This is a genomic window from Nannocystis punicea (assembly GCF_026965555.1).
Taxonomy (GTDB): domain Bacteria; phylum Myxococcota_A; class Polyangia; order Nannocystales; family Nannocystaceae; genus Nannocystis; species Nannocystis punicea.
This window is the reverse complement of the sequence record NZ_CP114040.1, coordinates 1,196,569-1,214,506: the sequence shown is the minus strand read 5'-3', so window position 1 is coordinate 1,214,506 and position 17,938 is coordinate 1,196,569. Positions and strand designations below refer to the sequence as shown.

Here is a 17,938-nt window from a genome sequence, read left to right as displayed (position 1 = left end):
CATGTCCCTCGGGATCACTTCGCGTCGGCGCCGTAGCCGGGGATCACCTCGGCGAGCGCCTTGGCGAGCACGTCGAGCTCGGCGTTGGTGCCGACCCCGACGCGCAGGCAGCCGGCCAGGCGCGGCAGGGCCGAGGCGTCCTTGACGAGGACCCCGCGCTGGGCCAGGGCCTCGGCGACGCGGGTGGCCTCGCCGGCGGGATCGAGGCGGACGACCGCGAAGTTGGCGTGAGCCGGGAACACCTTGGCCCTGGGGATCTTGCCGAGCAGGCCGACCAGCTTCTGCCGGGCCGCCAGGCTGCGGGTCAGCATCGCCTTCTGCACGCCCTCGAACTTGGTCAGCACCAGCTCGGCGATCGCCTGGCTGGTGGCCGACACGTTGTACGGGTTGCGGACCACGTTGAGCGGGCGGCGCAGCGCCGGCGGGGCCACGCAGTAGCCGACCCGCAGCCCCGCCAGCCCGATCTTCGACAGCGTCGACATGTAGACCACGTTGTCGGGCAGGCCCGCGCGCCACAGCGTCGACCCCGGCGCGTACGAGGTGTACGCCTCGTCGAGCACGAACACCGTCCCCGGGTGCTGCGCGATCAAGCGCTCGATCACCGCCGCGTCCCACAGGCTGCTGGTCGGGTTGTTCGGGCGGGCCAGGAAGCACAGCGCCGCCCCGGTGGCGACGTCGAGCGCCTCGTGCATCAGCGGCTCGTCGAGCTCGAGCTCCTCGGTGAGCGGCACCTCGAGCACGCCGATCCCGCGGCAGCGGGCCGCGTGGCCGTACATGTGGAAGGTCGGCGTCGGCACGACGAGGAAGCTCGGCTCGCTCGGGCGCCCGCCGAGCGCCGTCAGCAAGAAGCCGATGAGCTCGTCGCTGCCGCAGCCGATCACCACCGCGTCCGGCTCGACCCCGTGGCGCTGGGCCAATAGCGCCCGCAGCTTGCGCCCCGACGTGTCGGGGTAGCGGTTGAGCTCGATCTGGGCGACCCGCTTGCCGATCTCCTGCACAACCTCCATCGGCCACGGCTCCGCCAGCTCGTTCGCTGCCAGGCGCGCCTTGGCCGGCAACGGCTCGATGTCGTACACGTCGAGTCCCGCAAGCGCGGGCCGTAAGTGGCGGGTCCACTGAGATGTCGTCATGAACATGTCCTCCGCGTCATGTCGTAAAAGCTATGTCGTTTCGCGCAGGCGCAGCTCGGCCGCGCGTGCGTGGCCCTCGAGGCCCTCGGCGCGGGCGAGGCGGGCGATCGCCGGCGCCTGGGCGGTCAGCGCGGCGCGGCCGAGCCGCAGCACGCTGGTGTGCTTGACGAAGTCCCACACCCCGAGCGGCGAGGCGAAGCGAGCCGCGCCGGCCGTCGGGAGCACGTGGCTGGGGCCGGCGGTGTAGTCGCCGGCGGCCTCGGGCGTGAACGGCCCGACGAAGATCGCCCCCGCCGTGACGATCTGCCGGGCCACCGCGTCCGGCTCGGCGAGCAGCAGCTCGACGTGCTCGGGCGCGTAGGCGTTGACGGCCGCGACCATCGCCGCGACGTCGTCGACCAGCACCGCCGCCCCGTGCTCGCGCAGCGCCTGCGCGGCGATCTCGGCCCGCGGCAGGTCGCCGAGCTGGCGGGCCAGCGCCGCGCTCACTGCGGGCACCAGCGGCTCGCTGTCGGTGATGAGGATCGCGCAGGCCAGCACGTCGTGCTCGGCCTGCGCGATCAGGTCGGCCGCCACCAGCTCGGGGTCCGCCTCTGCGTCGGCGACGACCGCGATCTCGCTGGGCCCGGCGATCCCGTCGATGGCGCACAGGCCGAATACCTGGCGCTTGGCCGCGGTGACGTAGGCGTTGCCGGGCCCGACGATCTTGTCGACGCGGGGCACCGTCGCCGTCCCGAGCGCCAGCGCGGCGATCGCCTGCGCCCCGCCGATCTGAAACACGCGGTCGATCTCCGCGATCTCGGCCGCCAGCAGCACCACGTCGGGCGCGCGCGGGGTCACCAGGATCACCTCCGGCACGCCCGCGACCTTGGCCGGGATCCCGGCCATCAGCACCGACGACGGGTACGCCGCGGTCCCGCCGGGCGCGTACACGGCGACGCGGCGCAGCGGCGCCACGCGGCTGTACAAAGAGACATCTTCGATCTCGAGGCCGGTGTCGCCGCGGACCTGCGTCTCGTGGAACACGCGGATCCCGTGGGCCGCGGTGACGAGGGCGGCCCGCAGGTCGGGCGACACGCGCGCGGCCGCCTCGGCCCGGGCCTCGCGGGAGATCTCGAACTGCGCGGGCGTCAGGGTCCGCTGCTCGAAGCGGCTCGTCAGCTCGCACACCGCCGCGTCGCCGCGCGCCCGCACGTCGGCGATGATTGCGCGCGCGGCCGCGTCGGCCTCGCCCTCGAGGCCGGCCGCGCGGGAGCAGAGGCTCCTCCAGGTCGCCTGCTCCTCGGCTCTACCCCCGCCGCGGAGGTCGAGCGTGCGAAAGCCGAGGTCTCGCATGGCTCGCAAGGTACAGCGCTCACGGTCCTGACGGAAGTGAAACTCGCCCGGATCTTGGTTATCCTGCCTGCTGCGCAGATGTCGCCCGCCGCGTACCGCACAGCTCGCGTCCTCGCGCCTGCACGCGCGACCTTCGGCCTGCTCGCGCTCACGCTCGCGCACGCGGCCTGCAACGGGCCGGGCGCGGAGACGACCGAGGGCGGCGGCCCGGACGACAGCAGCACCAGCGGCGTGTGGGCCGAGGCGCCCGCGCCCGCCGACGCCTGCGACGACGCCCTGCTGGTGTCGCACGGGCGCTACTTCGGCAACCTGCGGCCGATGAAGGTCGACGCGGCGATCGGCGGGGCCTGCGGCGGCGGCGGCCCGGACGGCTTCCTCCGCGTCGAGGTCCCGGTGCGGGCCGACCTGCGCGTCGCTGCCCGCGGGGTCGGCTTCACCCCCGTCCTCTCGCTCGCCCCCGACGACTGCCTCGGGGGGCGAGAGATCGCCTGCGCCACCGACGCTCCGCTCGAGCTGCGCGACCTCGCCGGCGGCACCGTCCTGCGCCTCGCCGTCGGCGTCGACCCGACTGTCTTTTCGGACCTGTCTGAAAAGCCAGCCCCCGAGGACGCCCTCGATCCCCTGAGCTACGAGCTCGACATCGGTCTGACCCGGGTCCTCCTCGCCGGAGAGGTGTGCGAGCCGGCCTCGCGCGGGCGCTGCGTCGCGGGCACCCTGTGCATGGCCGCCGCCCCGGGCGAGGCGTCCGAGTGCACCACCTTGCCGGCCGACACCTGCAGCACCGCTCTGCGTACGCCGGTGGTGCTGAGCGAGGGCCAGGGCGCGCTGGTCGTCGATCCGGCCCTGCCGCAGACCGACGCGCACGCCCACAGCTGCGGCGGCGCCGGCCTGCGCGAGCGGGTGTTGCAGCTCGACCTGCCTGCGGTGCCGCCGGCGCGGGCGCTCGAGATCACGGTCAGTCGTCCGGACGTCGGCCTCGCCGTGCGCACGCCCGGCTGCCTTGCGACGGACGAACTGGCCTGCGCGGCCGGCACCGGCGGTCCGGCGCGCGTCGTGGTCGATCGCCTCGCGGCTCGGCGGGCGGCCGGCGTCGCGCCGTATCTGTTCATCGAGTTGCCGCCCGACAGCGAAGGCGATCCGGCCTTCACGCTGAACCTGCGCCTCGTGCCCGAGCCGACGTCCTGGGGCATGCCTGCTGCACCATGACGCCCTCGTGCGGGGCGTGTGAGGGTTGGCAGCGGCCTGCGTGACCAGCGGGCCTGGCCCGCGTGAGATCGCCGCGAAAGGGCCGCAAAGCGCTTGCCCTGCGCAAAAGGCGCGCATATGCTCGCGCCGCGCCCGCGGGTGCCAATCCTTACGTCAACCGCCGTTCAGGCCACCGAGAGTCCACATGGCAAGCCGACTGTTCACCAGTGAGTCCGTCACCGAAGGTCACCCCGACAAGATGTGCGACAAGATCAGCGACTCGATCTTGGACGCGATCCTCGCCCAGGACCCCCGCGCGCGCGTCGCTTGTGAGTCGCTGGTGAAGACGGGCTACGTGAACGTCGCCGGCGAGATCACCACCAGCACCTACGTCGACATCCCGCGGATCGTCCGCGCCACCGTCCGCACCATCGGCTACACCAGCTCGGACATGGGCTTCGACGCCGACAGCTGCGGCGTCCTGGTGGCCATCGAGGGTCAGAGCCCCGACATCGCCATGGGCGTCGACGAGGGCGGCGAGAAGGAGCAGGGCGCCGGCGACCAGGGCATGATGTTCGGCTACGCGTGCACCGAGACCGACGAGCTGATGCCGCTGCCGATCAGCCTCGCGCACAAGCTGACCCGTCAGCTGACCGAGGTCCGCCGCGCCGACAGCAGCAGCTTCCTGCGCCCCGACGGCAAGAGCCAGGTCACCGTCGAGTACGACGGCGGCCGCCCGGTCCGCGTCGACACCGTCGTCATCAGCACGCAGCACGGCGCCGAGGTCTCGCAGGCGAACCTCCGCGAGTACGTGATGGAGAGCGTGATCAAGAAGGTCGTCCCGACCAACCTGCTCGACGCCAAGACCAAGTTCCACATCAACCCGACCGGCCGCTTCGTCGTCGGCGGCCCGATGGGCGACAGCGGCCTCACCGGCCGCAAGATCATCGTCGACACCTACGGCGGCATGGGCCGTCACGGCGGCGGCGCCTTCTCCGGCAAGGACCCGTCGAAGGTCGACCGCAGCGCCGCCTACTACGCCCGCTACATCGCCAAGAACCTGGTCGCCTCGCGCCTGTGCAGCCGCGCCGAGGTCCAGCTGGCCTACGCGATCGGCGTCGCCCGCCCGGTCAGCATCGCCGTCGACACCTTCGGCACCGGCAAGCTCTCCGACGAGAAGCTGGCCCAGCTGATCGAGGCCCACTTCGACGCCCGCCCGGCCAAGCTGATCAAGGAGCTCGACCTCCTGCGCCCGATCTACGCCCAGACCGCCGCCTACGGCCACTTCGGCCGCAGCGAGCCCGACTTCACCTGGGAGCGCACCGACCGCGCCGAGGCCCTCGCCGCCGCCGCCGCCCGCTGAGCCTCCGGCTCCTCGTCGCAGCGCGACCCCGGCCCCGTGCCGCGGTCGCGCTTCGTCATTTAAAACATGTGCGTCGGGGCATGTCCATTCGAACATGTCTTTGACGACATGTCCATGACGCCTATCGGTCCCGCGAGTCGAGCGAAGCGCCCTCGCGAAGACCCGGCCTCTACCAAACAAACGCGCACGGTCGAAGCCATCGCGGCGCCTGCGACCGCTCCGCTCGCCCGATCTCTTCCGCACTGCAATCCGTCCTCACCGCCCATCCCGGCTCCGCACTTCCATCCGGAAGGGTCCGCCAGCTTCGATCCTCATCCCGCCGCGGCCAACAGACCCGACGGTTCCTCATCGCCCCGGAGTGAGATTCGAATGCCGCCGCGCCCTCGGCCCGCTCCCCCATCCTGGTCGGCGCTCGTGCTCGCAGGCGCCGCGTGTTCACCTCCCGCCGCACCAGAGCGGGCCGAACCGCCGCCTCTGCCGCCGACGCCCGCATCCGTCGAGCCGCGCCTCCCCCCAATTTCGCGGCGGCCGCATCCGTCGACCCGCCGCCCGAGCCCGCCGAAGCCGTCCCTCGGCCGCCGCGGGCCCTCGATCACGAGCTCGACCACACCGCCTGGCACTGCGGTGTCTTGACGGCCTGGGCGTTCTGGGGCGACTCGCTGGTCGAGGTCATGGGCGATCCGGCCCTGCGCGCCCTCGGCCAGCGGCGGATCTACAAGCGCACTCGCTTCGCGCTGACCTACGGCCCCGCGGGCGGCTTCAGCCTCGCCCGGCGGCACACCGAGTGGCCGCACGGCCAACACGCCCCGACGGACCACGACGACCTCCCCCGTCCCCATGACTATCGTCTGAAGCGGGGCAAGCTCGTGATCACCTCCGAAGACCTCGACGAGCCGCTGGAGTGCACGCCGAACTGCGTCGATCAGGGCCTGGTCGACTTCATGGATCGCTACCTCGGCACCGCCACTCCGCCGGAGCTCGCCGCCCGCTGGATCACCGCCCACGCGGGCGCGTGCGAGCCCGACAAGCCGCGGAAGCGGTGAGCCGCCTGTCCTGCGGGACAGGCCGCCCTCACACCGCGAACACGCCAAGCAGCCGCGCGTTCGGGCGATCCGCCGCGTCCCTCCGCCGATCGCTCCAGCTCTCGGCAGGACCGCCGCGATCTGGCCACTACTTAGATCGCCGCACCAGCGAATCACTCGTGGCCCCAGCACGATCTCGAGCGCGGTCGCCGCTGGTTCGATCCCGCCCTCCTCCTGCACGCACCCTCGGAGTCCCGCGAATTGTCGTCCGACTGGCTCAGAATTACGCGCCTTGGTAGCCTGTCTGCGATGGTCGCCTCGCCGTCGCGCCGGCTCTCCACAGCCGCCCTCGTCCTCGCCCTCGCCGGCGCCGGCACGTGGGCCCACGCAGCTCCCGCCCCGAAGAAGGCCAAGGAGCCTGCCGCTGCGGCCCCGACCGCGGCGCCTGCGTCTGCCGATCCGGCGCCGGCCCAGCCGACCGCGCAGGCGCCCACCCCGGCCAAGAGCGAGGGCAGTCTGCTCGGCGAGGACCCGGCCGCCAGCGCGCGCACCTCGGACCTCTACGGCGACCGCCTCGACGGCATCGAGGCCGAGGTCAACAGCCTCAAGGACAAGATCTTCCGCAGCAAGGCGCGGCTGGCTGTCCTTCGGGACACTGTGATGGCGGGCGTCGCCGCCGGCGGCCGCGTCGTCCTGGCCCACCGCAACCTCATGGGCGTCGGCTTCCGCCTGGTGCGGATCGTCTACACCCTCGACGGCGCGCAGATCTTCGCCCGCAGCGACGAGTCGGGCGGCCTCGACGCCGAGGACGAGATCCTCGTGTTCGACGGCACCTTGCCGCCCGGCCCGCACGAGGCCCGCATCGAGCTCACCTACCAGGGCCAGGGCTACGGCGTCTTCACCTACCTGCGCGGCTACACCTTCAAGTCGCCGCAGACCTACGGCTTCAACGTCACCGAGGGCGGCAACTTCAAGCTGGTCAGCAAGGGCTACGAGCGCGGCAACCTCACCACCGAGATGAAGGACCGCCCCGCCGTCGAGTTCCAGGTCGTCGGCCAGGACGGCGCCGCCGCGGCCGCGGCCGCACCGAAGGCCGAGCCCGCCGCGGCCGCGCCCGGCAAGTGACCCCATGTCGCGCGCCCTCGCCCGCCTGGCCCTGGCCTGCGCCCTGCTCGCCCCCGCGGCGGCCGCGGCTGCGCCATGGGACATGCCCGTAGGAGCAGGTCTCTTCGCACCTGTCCCTTTCGGCATGTCCCTGCGGTCACCCGTGATCGCCGCCCCGCCCGCGCCCGCCGCCGCCCTCGCGCCTGTCCCGGGCGCCATGTCCCTCCGGACATCCGCCCCCTCGCCGGCCGCGCCCCTCGCCCCGGCCCCCGCCGCCTCGCGAGCACCCGCGCTGGCCGCCCAGCTCTCGCCGGTCGCCGCCCTCTTGCCTGTCCCCGGCGCCATGTCCTTTCAGACATCCCCGCCGCTGCTCGCCGCGCTGGCCCCGGGCCCCGCGGCCCTGCGCTCGCCCGTGCTCGCCGCCCCCGGCCCGCGCGTCCAGACCGCGGCCGAAGGCCCCGCCCCGAGCGGCGACGCGGCCCGCCTGCTCAGCGACGCCGAGGACGCGATCAAGGCCGCCGAGCAGGTGGCAGCCGCCGCCGCGACCCCGAGCACCGCCGAGCTGGCCGAGCGCCTGGTCGCAGGTCAGGTCCAGCTCGAGGGCGGCGACGCCGAGGGCGCCGCGATCGTCTTCCTCGACCTGCTGGAGAACGCCCCCGGCACCCCGGCGGCCGTCCAGGCCCGCTACTACCTCGGCGAGGCGCTGCTGCAGCTGCGCATGCGCCGGTGGGCCAGCGAGTGCTTCTCGCTCACGCTCGCCGACGCCGGCCCCGAGGCGCGCCGCCTCCACCAGCGCAGCGTCGCCCGCCTGCTCGAGCTGGCCGCGCCGGCGCGAGCCCGCGGCCACGCGCGCAAGCAGGGCCTGTCCGTCATGCCCGAGCTGCGCGCGCGCATGCAGTCGGTCGGCCTCGACGGCGACCGCGGCCCCGGCAGCGAGCTCAGCGCGCTCGACGTCACCCGCCTGCGCGGCTGGGTCGCCGCCGTCCCGCCGGACCAGCGGATCGCCGAGCTGCGCTACGCCTGGGGCCGCTTCCTGTTCCTGTCGAAGGAGTACGCCGAGGCGCTGGCCGAGCTCGACGGCCTCGTCCCGGCCGACCTGCCTCTCGGGACATCCGCGCCGGCCTGGCGCAGCCTGCTGCGCGCCACCTACGTCGCCGGCGCCGCCGCGGCCGCGCTCGGCCGGCTCGACGACGCGATCGTCCGCTTCGACCGGATCGTCGCCACCCGCAGCCTGCCCGGCGCGGCGGAGCAGGAGATCCGCGAGCTGTCGTGGATGGCCCGCGCGCGGATCTTCCACGACCGCGGCGACTTCGACGCGGCGTTGCTGTCGTACCGCTCGATCGGCCGCGCCTCGCCGCTGTACTCCTCGGCGCTGTACGAGATCGCCTGGACCCTGCTCCGCGCCGACCGCCATGAGGCCGCCCTGGCCGCGCTCGACCAGCTGCTGCGCGAGACGCCCCACAGCCCGGCCGCGGCCGAGGCCAAGTCGCTGCGCGGCAAGCTGCAGATCCGCCGCCGCAACTGGAAGGCCGCGGAGGACGAGTTCGCCGCCCTGCGCCGCCACTTCGACGACCAGTACAAGGCCGTCGCGCCGGCCCTGGCGGTCGGCAGCGACGCCCTCGACTACGTCGGCGCAGTCATCCGCTCCGACCCGCGCCACTTCGCCCTCGACACCCTCGTCCCTCGCGCCGCCATCCCGCTGGCCCGCAACCTGCCGCGCGCGGTCCAGGCCGAGCGCCTGGCCCGAGAGACAGGTGAGACCGAGCACCTGCTGCGCGAGACCATGGCCCTGCTCGAGCGCATGGAGATCGCCGCGGCCTCGCCCGAGCGCGCGCTGCTGTTCACCGACCTCGGCGCCCACTGGCAGGCCCTCGACCGCGCCGGCCGCGACCTCGGCGAGGCCGGCGAGGCGCTGCTGACCGCCGTCGGCCGCAGCCCGACCCGCCCGCTCGCCGACATGCGCCGCGCCGTCGACGCCCTGTTCGAGCGGCCGTCGAAGCAGCTGCGCCGCGTCAGCGACCTCGCCGATCCGCTGGCCGCCGCCCGCGCCGGGACCACCGACCTGCGCGCCCGCCTGGCCGGCCTCGAGTACATGCACCGCGAGTCGTCGCGCCGCGGCTCGCCCGACCCGTTCTTCCAGGAGGCCGCGGCCCTGCGCAGCGAGCTCGGCGCGCTCGAGGACAGCCTCGAAGACGCCCAGCGCGGCCTGCAGGTCGCCCGCGCCACCCTCCGCTTCACCGACCCGCTGCCCGGCACCCGCCGCGACGCCATCACCGCCCACAACGTCCTCGTCGGTCAGCTGTGGCCCGGCGGCGGCAGCGAGGGCGTGCGCGAGCAGTGGCAACGCCGCCAGCGCCTGCTCGTCCGCCTCGACGCCGCCCGCAAGCGCCTGGTCGCCGCCGCCCAGACCCGCCTCGCCCGCGCCGTCGTCGTCCTCCGCGAGGAGCGCGACAACCTCGCCCGCTACCGCGACGAGCTCGAGGCCCTGCGCCCGCGCGCCGACGTCACCGCCGCCGAGGCCGTCCACGCCGGCATCCGCGACGTCGCCGCCGACCTCCGCTACTGGACGATCCGCGCCGACGTCGGCCTGCTCGACGTCGCCTGGGCCACCAAGGAGGCCGAGCTCGAGCTGGCCCGCGACCTCGAGCGCACCCGCGACCGCAGCGTCAAGAACATCGACCGCGCCGTCACCGAGGCGCTGGAGGACAGCGAATGAGACGCCTGTCCTTCCGGCCATGGCTCTTGGCACCTGCTCTTTGGGCCCTGTCTTTTGCGACAGCCACACCGGCCGCCGCCCTGCCGCGCGGCGAGCTGCCGCCGCCCTCCGGCTGGCAGGGCGTCCTCGGCGAGCCGGGCTCGGGCGTCGCGCGCGAGCCGACCGGCGCGGTCGACCGGCGCGCGCTGTCGGTCCCGCCGGCGCGCCTGCCGAAGACCGCCGAGGACGACAAGGCGCTGGCCGACCTCGAGCTGATCTTCGCCCGCTACCGCCGGGCCACCGCCGTCGCCGCCGACACTCTGGCGATCGTCACCGTGGTCGAGGCCGAGCGCGGCCGCGGCAAGCTGCAGAAGCAGCTCGACACCGAGATCGCCGCCCACAAGGCCAAGGCCCTGCAGCTGCGCGAGGCCGCGATCGCCCGCTACGACGGCTTCCTCAAGCAGAACCCGTCCGACCCCAGCTGGACCCCCGAGATCCTGTTCCGCCTGGCCGAGCTGCACTTCGAGGCCGACAACGAGCGGTTCGCCCGCGCCGAGTCCGAATACGAGAAGGCCTTGCTGGCGTTCGAGGACCGCAAGGACAAGAAGCAGACCGACGTCCCGCCCGAGCCGCCGAAGGTCGACTACTCGCGGAGCGTCGCCCTGCTGCACGACCTCAACGCCCGCTTCCCCGGCTACGTCCACGCCGACGCCGCGCTGTACCTGATGGCGATCCTCCGCTTCGAGGAGGAGCGGTTCGACGAGAGCCGGCAGACCATGCTCGCGCTGGTGTGCGCCGACCGCTACGGCGTCCCCGGCCCCGACGGCAGCGGCGTCGTCCCGGCCCGGAACTTCCGCGCCGGCGACTACAACGGCTGCAACCCGCGCAAGCCGGGCAGCAAGTACATCGCCGAGACCTGGCTGCGGATCGGCGAGATCCACTACGACCTCGACGAGATGCGCCCCGCGCTCGAGGCCTACACCGAGGCCGCGCGCGACACCCAGGGCCCCTACTTCGACGAGGCGACGATCCGGATCGCCTGGACCCTCTACCTCCAGCGCGACTTCCCCGGCGCGGCCGCCCGCCTCGACGAGTACGTGCGCCTGGCCGAGAGCATGAAGGCCGCCGGCGACGACTCGGCGATGGCGCTGCGCGACGACGCCATCCGCTACATCGCCAAGTGCTACATCGAGGACGACTGGGACCTCGACGGCAACCCCGACCCGGCCGTCGGCTTTGTCCGCCTCGAGCGCGACTACAAGGCCCGCGGCGGCGAGAAGCACGTCCCCGAGATCTACGCCGCCCTCGGCGATCTCTACGCGTTCCAGACCGACTTCAAGCTGGCGATCAAGATCTGGGACGCCGCCCTCGCCCGCTGGCCGACCGCCGCCGCCGCGCCGCTGCTGCAGAAGAAGATCCTCGACGCCTACGTCGCCCTCGGCGACAAGAACGGCGCCCGCACCGCCCGCGACGCCCTCGCCAACAACTTCTTGCGCGGCACCCCGTGGTTCTACGCCAACGAGGCCGACACCGAGGCGATCGACGGCGCCATGAAGCTGGTCGAGGAGGCCCTGGTCGCCAGCGCGGTCGAGCGCCACGCCTACGCCCAGAGCCTGCGGGCCGCCGGCGACCCGCGGGCCGAGGAGGAGTACAAGAAGGCCGCCGCGGCCTACGCCGCCTACCTGCTGCGCTACCCCGACACGCCGTCGTCGTATCAATACCGCTACGACTACGCCGAGAGCCTGTACTACAGCGGCCAGTACCTCGAGGCCGCGCGCGAGTACATCACGGTGCGCGACAGCAACACCGCGGCCAGCCGCCAGGTCGACGCCGCCGAGGGCGTGGTGTTCTCGCTCGAGGCGTACGTCGAGGGCGAGCAGAAGGCCGGCAAGCTGACGCTGCCGGACATGCCGAAGCAGGACGCGGTCAAGCCGCCGTTCGACCCCAAGCCGATCCCCGAGGCTCTGGTGGCCCTGCAGTCGGCCTACGACAAGCTGGTGGCGATCAAGCCCGACGCCAAGGCCGCGGGCAGCCTGGCCTTCAAGTCAGGCGCGATCAGCCAGCGCTACTTCCACTGGGACGAGGCCGAGACCCGCTTCACCCGCGTCATCGACGACTACTGCGGCGAGAACGTCGCCATCAACGCCGGCTTCTCGATCATCGACGGCAAGGTCATCCGCGGCGACCTCAAGGCCGCGCAGGAGTGGACCGAGAAGCTGCTGCAAAAGGGCTGCGGCGACGCCGAGCAGAGCGAGAAGTTCGCCGGCGACCTCAAGACCCTCGGCAACGCGGTCCGCTTCCAGGAGGCCAACCAGCTGTTCGAGGCCGGCGAGTTCGAGGCCGCCGCCGACCGCTACACCGCGCTGGTCGACCAGGCCCCGAAGGACCCCAACGCCGACCGCGCGCTCAACAACGCCGCCGTCGCCTACGAGAAGATCGGCCGCTTCGGCAGCGCCTCCAAGACCTACGAGCGCATCTACAAGCAGTACCCCGACAGCGAGTTCGCCGACGACGCCCTCCTGCGCTCCGGCCTCAACCACGTGCGCTTCTTCGAGTTCGACGACGCCGTCGCCAGCTACCTCGTGCTGGCCCAGGACGAGCGCTACAAGGACTCGGAGCACCGCCTGCTCGCGCTCAAGAACGCCGCCGACCTGCTCGACAACCTGCAGCAGTACAAGAAGTCGTCGGACCTGTTCGTCCGCTACGCCGCCAAGACCGCCGACCCCAAGGAGGCCGCGGACGCCAGCTTCCGCGCCGCGTCGGTGCTCGGCAAGACCGACGACCACAAGGCCGCAGAGACCGCCTTCGTCGCCTTCCTCGGCAAGTTCGGCGCCGACCCGACGCAAGCCGCCAAGTCGGTCGAGGCCCACCTGCGGATCGGCGAGGCGAGGGCGGCCCGCGGCGACCGCAAGGGCGCCGAGACGGCCTACCGCGAGTGCGTCGCGCTCTACACCGCGCGCGGCCTGCAGGCCGCCTCCGACGCGGCCGACTTCCCGTCCGAGGCGCAGTTCCTGCTCTCGGAGTACAGCCTGTCCGACCTGCTCGATTTCAAGCTGAACGGCACCGGCAAGAAGTTCGCCGACAGCGCCAAGGTGCTGTTCGACAAGGTCGTCGCGGCCAGCAAGTCCTACGACTCCGTGTTCCCGTACCGCCGGATCGAGTGGGTGCTGGCGGCGATGTTCCGCCGCGGCTACGCCTTCGAGGTGACCGCGATCAAGATCCGCGAGGCCCCGGTCCCGCGCGAGCTCAAGGAGTACAGCGAGCCCTGGTTCGCCTACAAGGACATCGTCGAGACCGAGGCGTCCAAGTTCGAGGCCAAGGCGATCCAGCTGTACGAGGAGACGATCAAGCGCGGCAAGGAGTACGGCGTCGCCAGCGAGTGGACCCGGAAGGCGCTCGAGCGGATGAACATCTACAAGCCCGACCAGTACCCGCTGCTGCACGACGCCAGCGTCGACCTGCAGCTGGAGGACCGGCGCCGATGACCTCCCTTCGGGACATGTCCCTTCGCACCTGCCTCTTCGGGCTTATCACCCTCGCCGCCTGCGACAAGCCGGCCGGCGAGTCGACCCCGCCCGACAAGAGCGCGTCGTCCGGGCCCGAGGCGAGCTGGCAGCCCGAGCCGGTGGAGAAGCCCGCCGAGGCCGCCGCGGGCGACAAGTCGGCGGCCAAGAAGAACCGCGACCGCGACCCCGAGGAGGAGCGGCGCAAGCTGGCCGCCTCGCACCAGCAGAGCCAGCAGGCCGGGCAGTCGCTGCGCCAGGGCGACCTGGCCCGCGCGCTCGACCTGTCGCGCGAGGCCCTGCGGATCCACGAGCAGAACGTCGACGCCATGCTCGTCATGGCCGAGGCCTTCCTCAAGCAGGGCAAGCACGAGCTGACCCAGACCGTCACCAGCTCGGCGCTCGCCGTCGACGCCAAGGTCATCACCCCCGAGGAGACCTCGCGCGCCTACAACCTCAAGGGCTTCGCCTACCTCGCCGCCGACAAGCCGACCCTCGCCACGCAGTCGTTCCGCAAGGCCGCCGAGACCGACGCCGGCAACGCCACCGCGTGGAACAACCTCGGCGCGCAGTACCTCCGCACCGGCAACTTCAAGACCGCCGCCGAGTGCTTCGTCTACGCGCTCAAGCTCGACCCCAACTTCTTCAAGGCCCACCTCAACCACGGCAGCTCGCTGCGGGCGCTCGGCGACGTCGTCGGCGCCGAGAAGGCCTACCAGACGGCCCTCCGCCTGCGCACCGACTACCCCGACGCCCACTTCGACCTCGGCGTCCTCTACCTCGACGCGCCCGAGTTCCCCGGCCTCGACGTCACCACCCGCCTGCAGCGCGCGCTGATCCACTTCGGCAAGTACCGCGACCTCGCAATCGCGACCGGCGGCGGGGCGGCCAAAGGAGATCGCTTCACCGACGATCTCGCCCGCGTCAAACGCGAGACCGGCGCCAATAAACCCCGTTCTACCCCGGGCAAGGAGTCGGTGAGCGTGGCCCAGGCCGACCTCTACATCGACCTCGCCAAGAAGGGCCTCGAGCGGGAGAAGCGACGCCTCGAGCGCGAGGGCAAGGCGCCACCTGCCTCGAAGGACAGCCCCCCGGGCGGCCCCGGAGCCCCGGCCGCACCTGGCCCCAAGGACAGCCCGTCCCCCGCCGGCGCGACCCCGGCCGCGGGCCCGGCCGCACCTGGCCCCAAGGACAGCTCCCCCGGCAAACCCGGCGGGCCCGGCGGCGCGGCCAATCCAGGCGCTGCGCCCGCGGGTCAAGCGACCTCGACCTCGCCGGCCGGCAGCACGCCAGCCCCGGCCGCCGGCTCGACCGCCACGCCGTCCGCCGGCGCGCAGCCGGGCAAGCCCGCCGCTCCCCCGCCCGCCGCCCCGGGCGGAACCCCGCCCGCCGCGTCCCCGCCTGCGCCCGCCAAACCGGGCGCGGCGGGCCCCGCCGCCACTCCGCCCGCGACCGCCAAGCCGGGCGCGGCGGGCCCCGCTGCCACTCCGCCCGCGACCGCCAAGCCGGGCGCGACAGGTCCCACCGCCACTCCGCCCGCGGCCACCAAGCCGGGCGCGACAGGTCCCACCGCCACTCCGCCCGCGGCCACCAAGCCGGGCGCGGCACCTCCCCCGACCACCTCTCCTGCCCCGCCGCCCACGACCAAGCCGGGCTCGGCCCCTCCGCCCGCCGCCTCCCCGCCGGCGACCGCCAAGCCGGGCGCCGCCACGCCTCCGCCCGCCTCCCCGCCCGCGACCGCCAAACCGGGCGGAAACGCCGGTTCTCCGCCTCCCACGACGGGGCCCGGCGCCGCCGCTCCGCCGTCGGCCCAGAAGCCCGGAAGTGCGGCTTCGCCCACCCAGAAGCCCGCCGGCAGTGGGGGCGCGAGCGCCCCATGAGAAAATCGGCGGGAGTGATCTCCGTCGCCCGGAAAAAATTCGCGAACCGGTGTCGCCGTCCGAGACCGCCGCTCCGCCCCGCCCGTTTGCCGTCTACCGTGGCGATGAACCCCCGCAGCGAGACGATGGCCGGCGAATCGAGCGACCTCGCGGTCCTGGTCGCCATCCGCCCGGCCCTCCGCTGCGCCGCCCGTCACCCCGGCACCGCTCATCCGGCCCGGACCACGCCGCCAACTCGTTGGTGGAATTCTCCGCGGCATTCACTGTATAACGCGGTCGTGCTCCGCTCACACCGTTCTGCTGCCGCTCGCCCCCATCCGGGCTCGAGCTGTGCGCGGATGTGGCGGCTGCTCGTCTTCCTGCTCGTGCTCGCACCCGTCTCGGCTCCGGCCGCGGCGATCGCAGCACCGCCGCCGGCGCCCGCATCAGGGTCAGGCGCCAAGGCGGCCAAAACCCCGGCGAAGGCGCCCGAGCCCGCCGGCCGCACCACCACCAACAACAACAACCCCGGCGGCAAGAAGGTGATCTCGCTCGACGACGAGTTCCTCGTCGAGGGCCAGTTGGAGAAGCCGAGCGCGTTCTACGTGCTGCGGCGCTCGTCCACCGATTACGACTGGGCGCGTCTCGACGCGACCATGACTCCGCTGGTGCTTGAAAGTGTCTGGGATCCTTTGTTCTAATCGACCCTGAAAAAGCTTCAGGCGCCTGCGGGCCTGAGAAGACAACGCGGGTCGGGCGCTCTCCGCGCGCGAAAGCTCCCGCACCCCAGTCCGAACCCAACAACAACCACCACAGCCGGGGACGACCCGGTCGACGAGCGACACAGTCGGGACTCACACCCCGGTCTCTGAGGAGGATAAGCGGCCATGGATTTTGCGCAGTTTTACCAGGAAGGCGGCGTCTGGATGCACCCCATCGCCGTTTGCGCTGTGCTCGGCGCCGGCGTCATGATCGAGCGCTTCATTTTCTTGTTCTTCCGTTTCAACATCAACGGCGCCCAGTTCTTCAACCAGATCCAGAAGCTGGTGATGGCGAACAACATCGACCGCGCCATCAAGCTGTGCAACGCGGCTGACAAGGCCGCGCTCGCCCGCGTGATGAAGGCGGGTCTGACTCGCGCCAACAAGAGCGAGTCGGACATCGCGGCGGCGATCGAGGAGGCGATGCTCGAGGTCTCCCCGGCGATCACCAAGCGCATCTCGATGATCGCGGCGGTCGCGAACATCGCCACCCTGCTCGGTCTGCTCGGAACGATCTTCGGCATGATCGACGCCTTCACCGCGGTGGCCGTGGCGGCCGCCGACCAGCGGTCGCAGGCGCTCGCTAAGGGCATCTCGATCGCCATCAACACCACGGGCTTCGGCCTCATGGTGGCGATCCCGCTGCTCTCGGCGCAGGTCTTCATCCAGGGCCTGGCCAAGAAGATCGCGGACGAGGTCGACCTGTACGCGGTCAAGCTCGAGAACCTCCTCGCCGCGCGGGTGCGTCAGGGGTAACGCGGGTCCGGCTCGACGCCTGTTCCCAAGGGCATGTTCTTTGAGACAGACAGCGAGCCGACCGCGCGACCAACACTCCACCCGAACGAAAGAAAGGAGGTGAGCGATGCCACGTAAGAAGATGGAAGAGGAGGAGATCGAGGCGAACCTCTTGCCGGTCATGAACGTGATGTTCTTGATGATCCCGGCGCTGCTGATGGCGATGGAATTCGCCCAGATGGCCTCGATCAACGTCTCGCCGCCGAAGTTCGCGGCCGCTGCTCAGCCGAAGGACGAGCAGGAGAAGAAGGACGAGAAGCCGCTCAACCTCAAGGTCTTCGTCATGGAGGACGGCTTCCGCGTCAGCGCGGACGGTCAGCAGGAGGGCGCCGAGGCCGGCAAGTCGCAAGACTCGAAGGCCCCGACGATCGGTCTCGCCAAGCAGGGCGCGCCGCTCACCGACTATGAGCGCTATGACTACGCCCAGCTCGAAGCCAAGGCGAAGGGCTACAAGCAGCTGTTCCCGAACGAGCAGGTCGTCACGATCAGCGCCGAGGCCAACATCCCGATGCAGACCATCATCATGACGATGGACGCGTTGGCGGGGCGCACTTGCAAGATCGCCAAGGCCCTCAAGGGCGGCGAGAAGATCCCCGACGAGTGCCTGTTCTGGCAGCCGATCGTGGAAGGGGGTGCCAGCTGATGACTCCCGAACAGGAGGCATTCCTCGCCAAGAAGAAGGAGAAGGCCGCAGCTCGCCGGGCCAAGCCGGAAGAGAAGGCCAACCTCGGCATCACCTCGCTGATGGACATCGTGTCCATTCTCGTGGTGTACCTGCTGAAGAGCTACGCGTCGGACCCGATCGTCATCAACCCGACCGCGGGCCAGAAGATCCCGATGTCCACAGCGGACGCGCCGATCCAGGACGGCATCCCGATCTTCGTCACCACCCGCGGCATCACGTTCGACAGCAAGAAGATCGTGACGATGACGCCCGACGGCGACATCGACCCGTCGCAGGTGCAGAACCACCTGATCGGGCCGCTGTACGACCAGCTCGCCGAGGAAGTCGACAAGGCCAAGCAGTTGGCCGAGCGCCAGAACAAGCCGTGGACCGGCCGAGTGATCCTGGTCGGCGACCAGGACCTCAAGTTCAGCGTCCTCGTCGACGTCATGTACACGACCGGCCGCGCCGAGTTCTCCGAGTACTCGTTCTGCGTGATCCGGAAGAGCTGATCGAGCTCGA

General features: G+C 72.0%; 13 protein-coding genes. 11 read left to right on the top strand and 2 right to left on the bottom strand.

Translation table 11 applies throughout. The features are described 5' to 3' along the window. Positions 1-14: 14 nt before the first annotated feature. Complete coding sequence (locus O0S08_RS04690; RefSeq protein WP_269037770.1) at positions 15-1,130, bottom strand: pyridoxal phosphate-dependent aminotransferase; 1,116 nt, start codon at positions 1,128-1,130, stop codon at positions 15-17. A gap of 30 nt (positions 1,131-1,160) precedes the next feature. Next, the gene (hisD, locus tag O0S08_RS04685) at positions 1,161-2,465 is read right to left on the bottom strand and encodes a histidinol dehydrogenase (protein ID WP_269037769.1); all 1,305 of its coding nucleotides are present in this window, start codon (positions 2,463-2,465) and stop codon (positions 1,161-1,163) included. A gap of 78 nt (positions 2,466-2,543) precedes the next feature. Here hisD and O0S08_RS04680 point away from each other — a divergent pair, with 78 nt between their 5' ends. The 11 genes from O0S08_RS04680 to O0S08_RS04630 all read left to right on the top strand — a co-directional run bounded on the left by O0S08_RS04680 (position 2,544) and on the right by O0S08_RS04630 (position 17,928). After that, a complete protein-coding gene (locus tag O0S08_RS04680; protein ID WP_269037768.1) occupies positions 2,544-3,671 on the top strand; it encodes a hypothetical protein in 1,128 nt (375 codons plus the stop codon). Positions 3,672-3,855: 184 nt separating this feature from the next. Then, on the top strand, positions 3,856-5,013 hold the full coding sequence (metK, locus tag O0S08_RS04675; protein WP_269037767.1) for a methionine adenosyltransferase: 1,158 nt from the start codon (positions 3,856-3,858) through the stop codon (positions 5,011-5,013). Positions 5,014-5,642: 629 nt separating this feature from the next. Beyond that, positions 5,643-6,056 (top strand): hypothetical protein, encoded by a 414-nt coding sequence (locus O0S08_RS04670; protein WP_269037766.1) that lies wholly within the window; start codon positions 5,643-5,645, stop codon positions 6,054-6,056. A gap of 288 nt (positions 6,057-6,344) precedes the next feature. Beyond that, positions 6,345-7,160, top strand: a complete 816-nt coding sequence (locus O0S08_RS04665) for a dihydrolipoamide acetyltransferase (protein WP_269037765.1) — start codon at positions 6,345-6,347, stop codon at positions 7,158-7,160. A gap of 4 nt (positions 7,161-7,164) precedes the next feature. Then, the gene (locus O0S08_RS04660) at positions 7,165-9,855 is read left to right on the top strand and encodes a tetratricopeptide repeat protein (RefSeq protein WP_269037764.1); all 2,691 of its coding nucleotides are present in this window, start codon (positions 7,165-7,167) and stop codon (positions 9,853-9,855) included. Further along, positions 9,852-13,319, top strand: coding sequence for a tetratricopeptide repeat protein (locus tag O0S08_RS04655; protein ID WP_269037763.1), 3,468 nt, complete (start codon positions 9,852-9,854; stop codon positions 13,317-13,319). Before O0S08_RS04660 ends, O0S08_RS04655 begins: the two co-directional genes overlap by 4 nt. Next, complete coding sequence (locus O0S08_RS04650; RefSeq protein ID WP_269037762.1) at positions 13,316-15,217, top strand: tetratricopeptide repeat protein; 1,902 nt, start codon at positions 13,316-13,318, stop codon at positions 15,215-15,217. Before O0S08_RS04655 ends, O0S08_RS04650 begins: the two co-directional genes overlap by 4 nt. Positions 15,218-15,555: 338 nt before the next feature. After that, on the top strand, positions 15,556-15,897 hold the full coding sequence (locus tag O0S08_RS04645; RefSeq protein WP_269037761.1) for a hypothetical protein: 342 nt from the start codon (positions 15,556-15,558) through the stop codon (positions 15,895-15,897). Between the two features lie 186 nt (positions 15,898-16,083). After that, entirely contained in the window at positions 16,084-16,713 is a 630-nt protein-coding gene (locus O0S08_RS04640; RefSeq protein ID WP_096327762.1) for a MotA/TolQ/ExbB proton channel family protein, read from the top strand. Between the two features lie 106 nt (positions 16,714-16,819). After that, a complete protein-coding gene (locus tag O0S08_RS04635) occupies positions 16,820-17,395 on the top strand; it encodes an ExbD/TolR family protein (RefSeq protein WP_269037760.1) in 576 nt (191 codons plus the stop codon). Continuing rightward, entirely contained in the window at positions 17,395-17,928 is a 534-nt protein-coding gene (locus tag O0S08_RS04630) for a biopolymer transporter ExbD (RefSeq protein ID WP_269037759.1), read from the top strand. Before O0S08_RS04635 ends, O0S08_RS04630 begins: the two co-directional genes overlap by 1 nt. Positions 17,929-17,938: the final 10 nt, after the last annotated feature.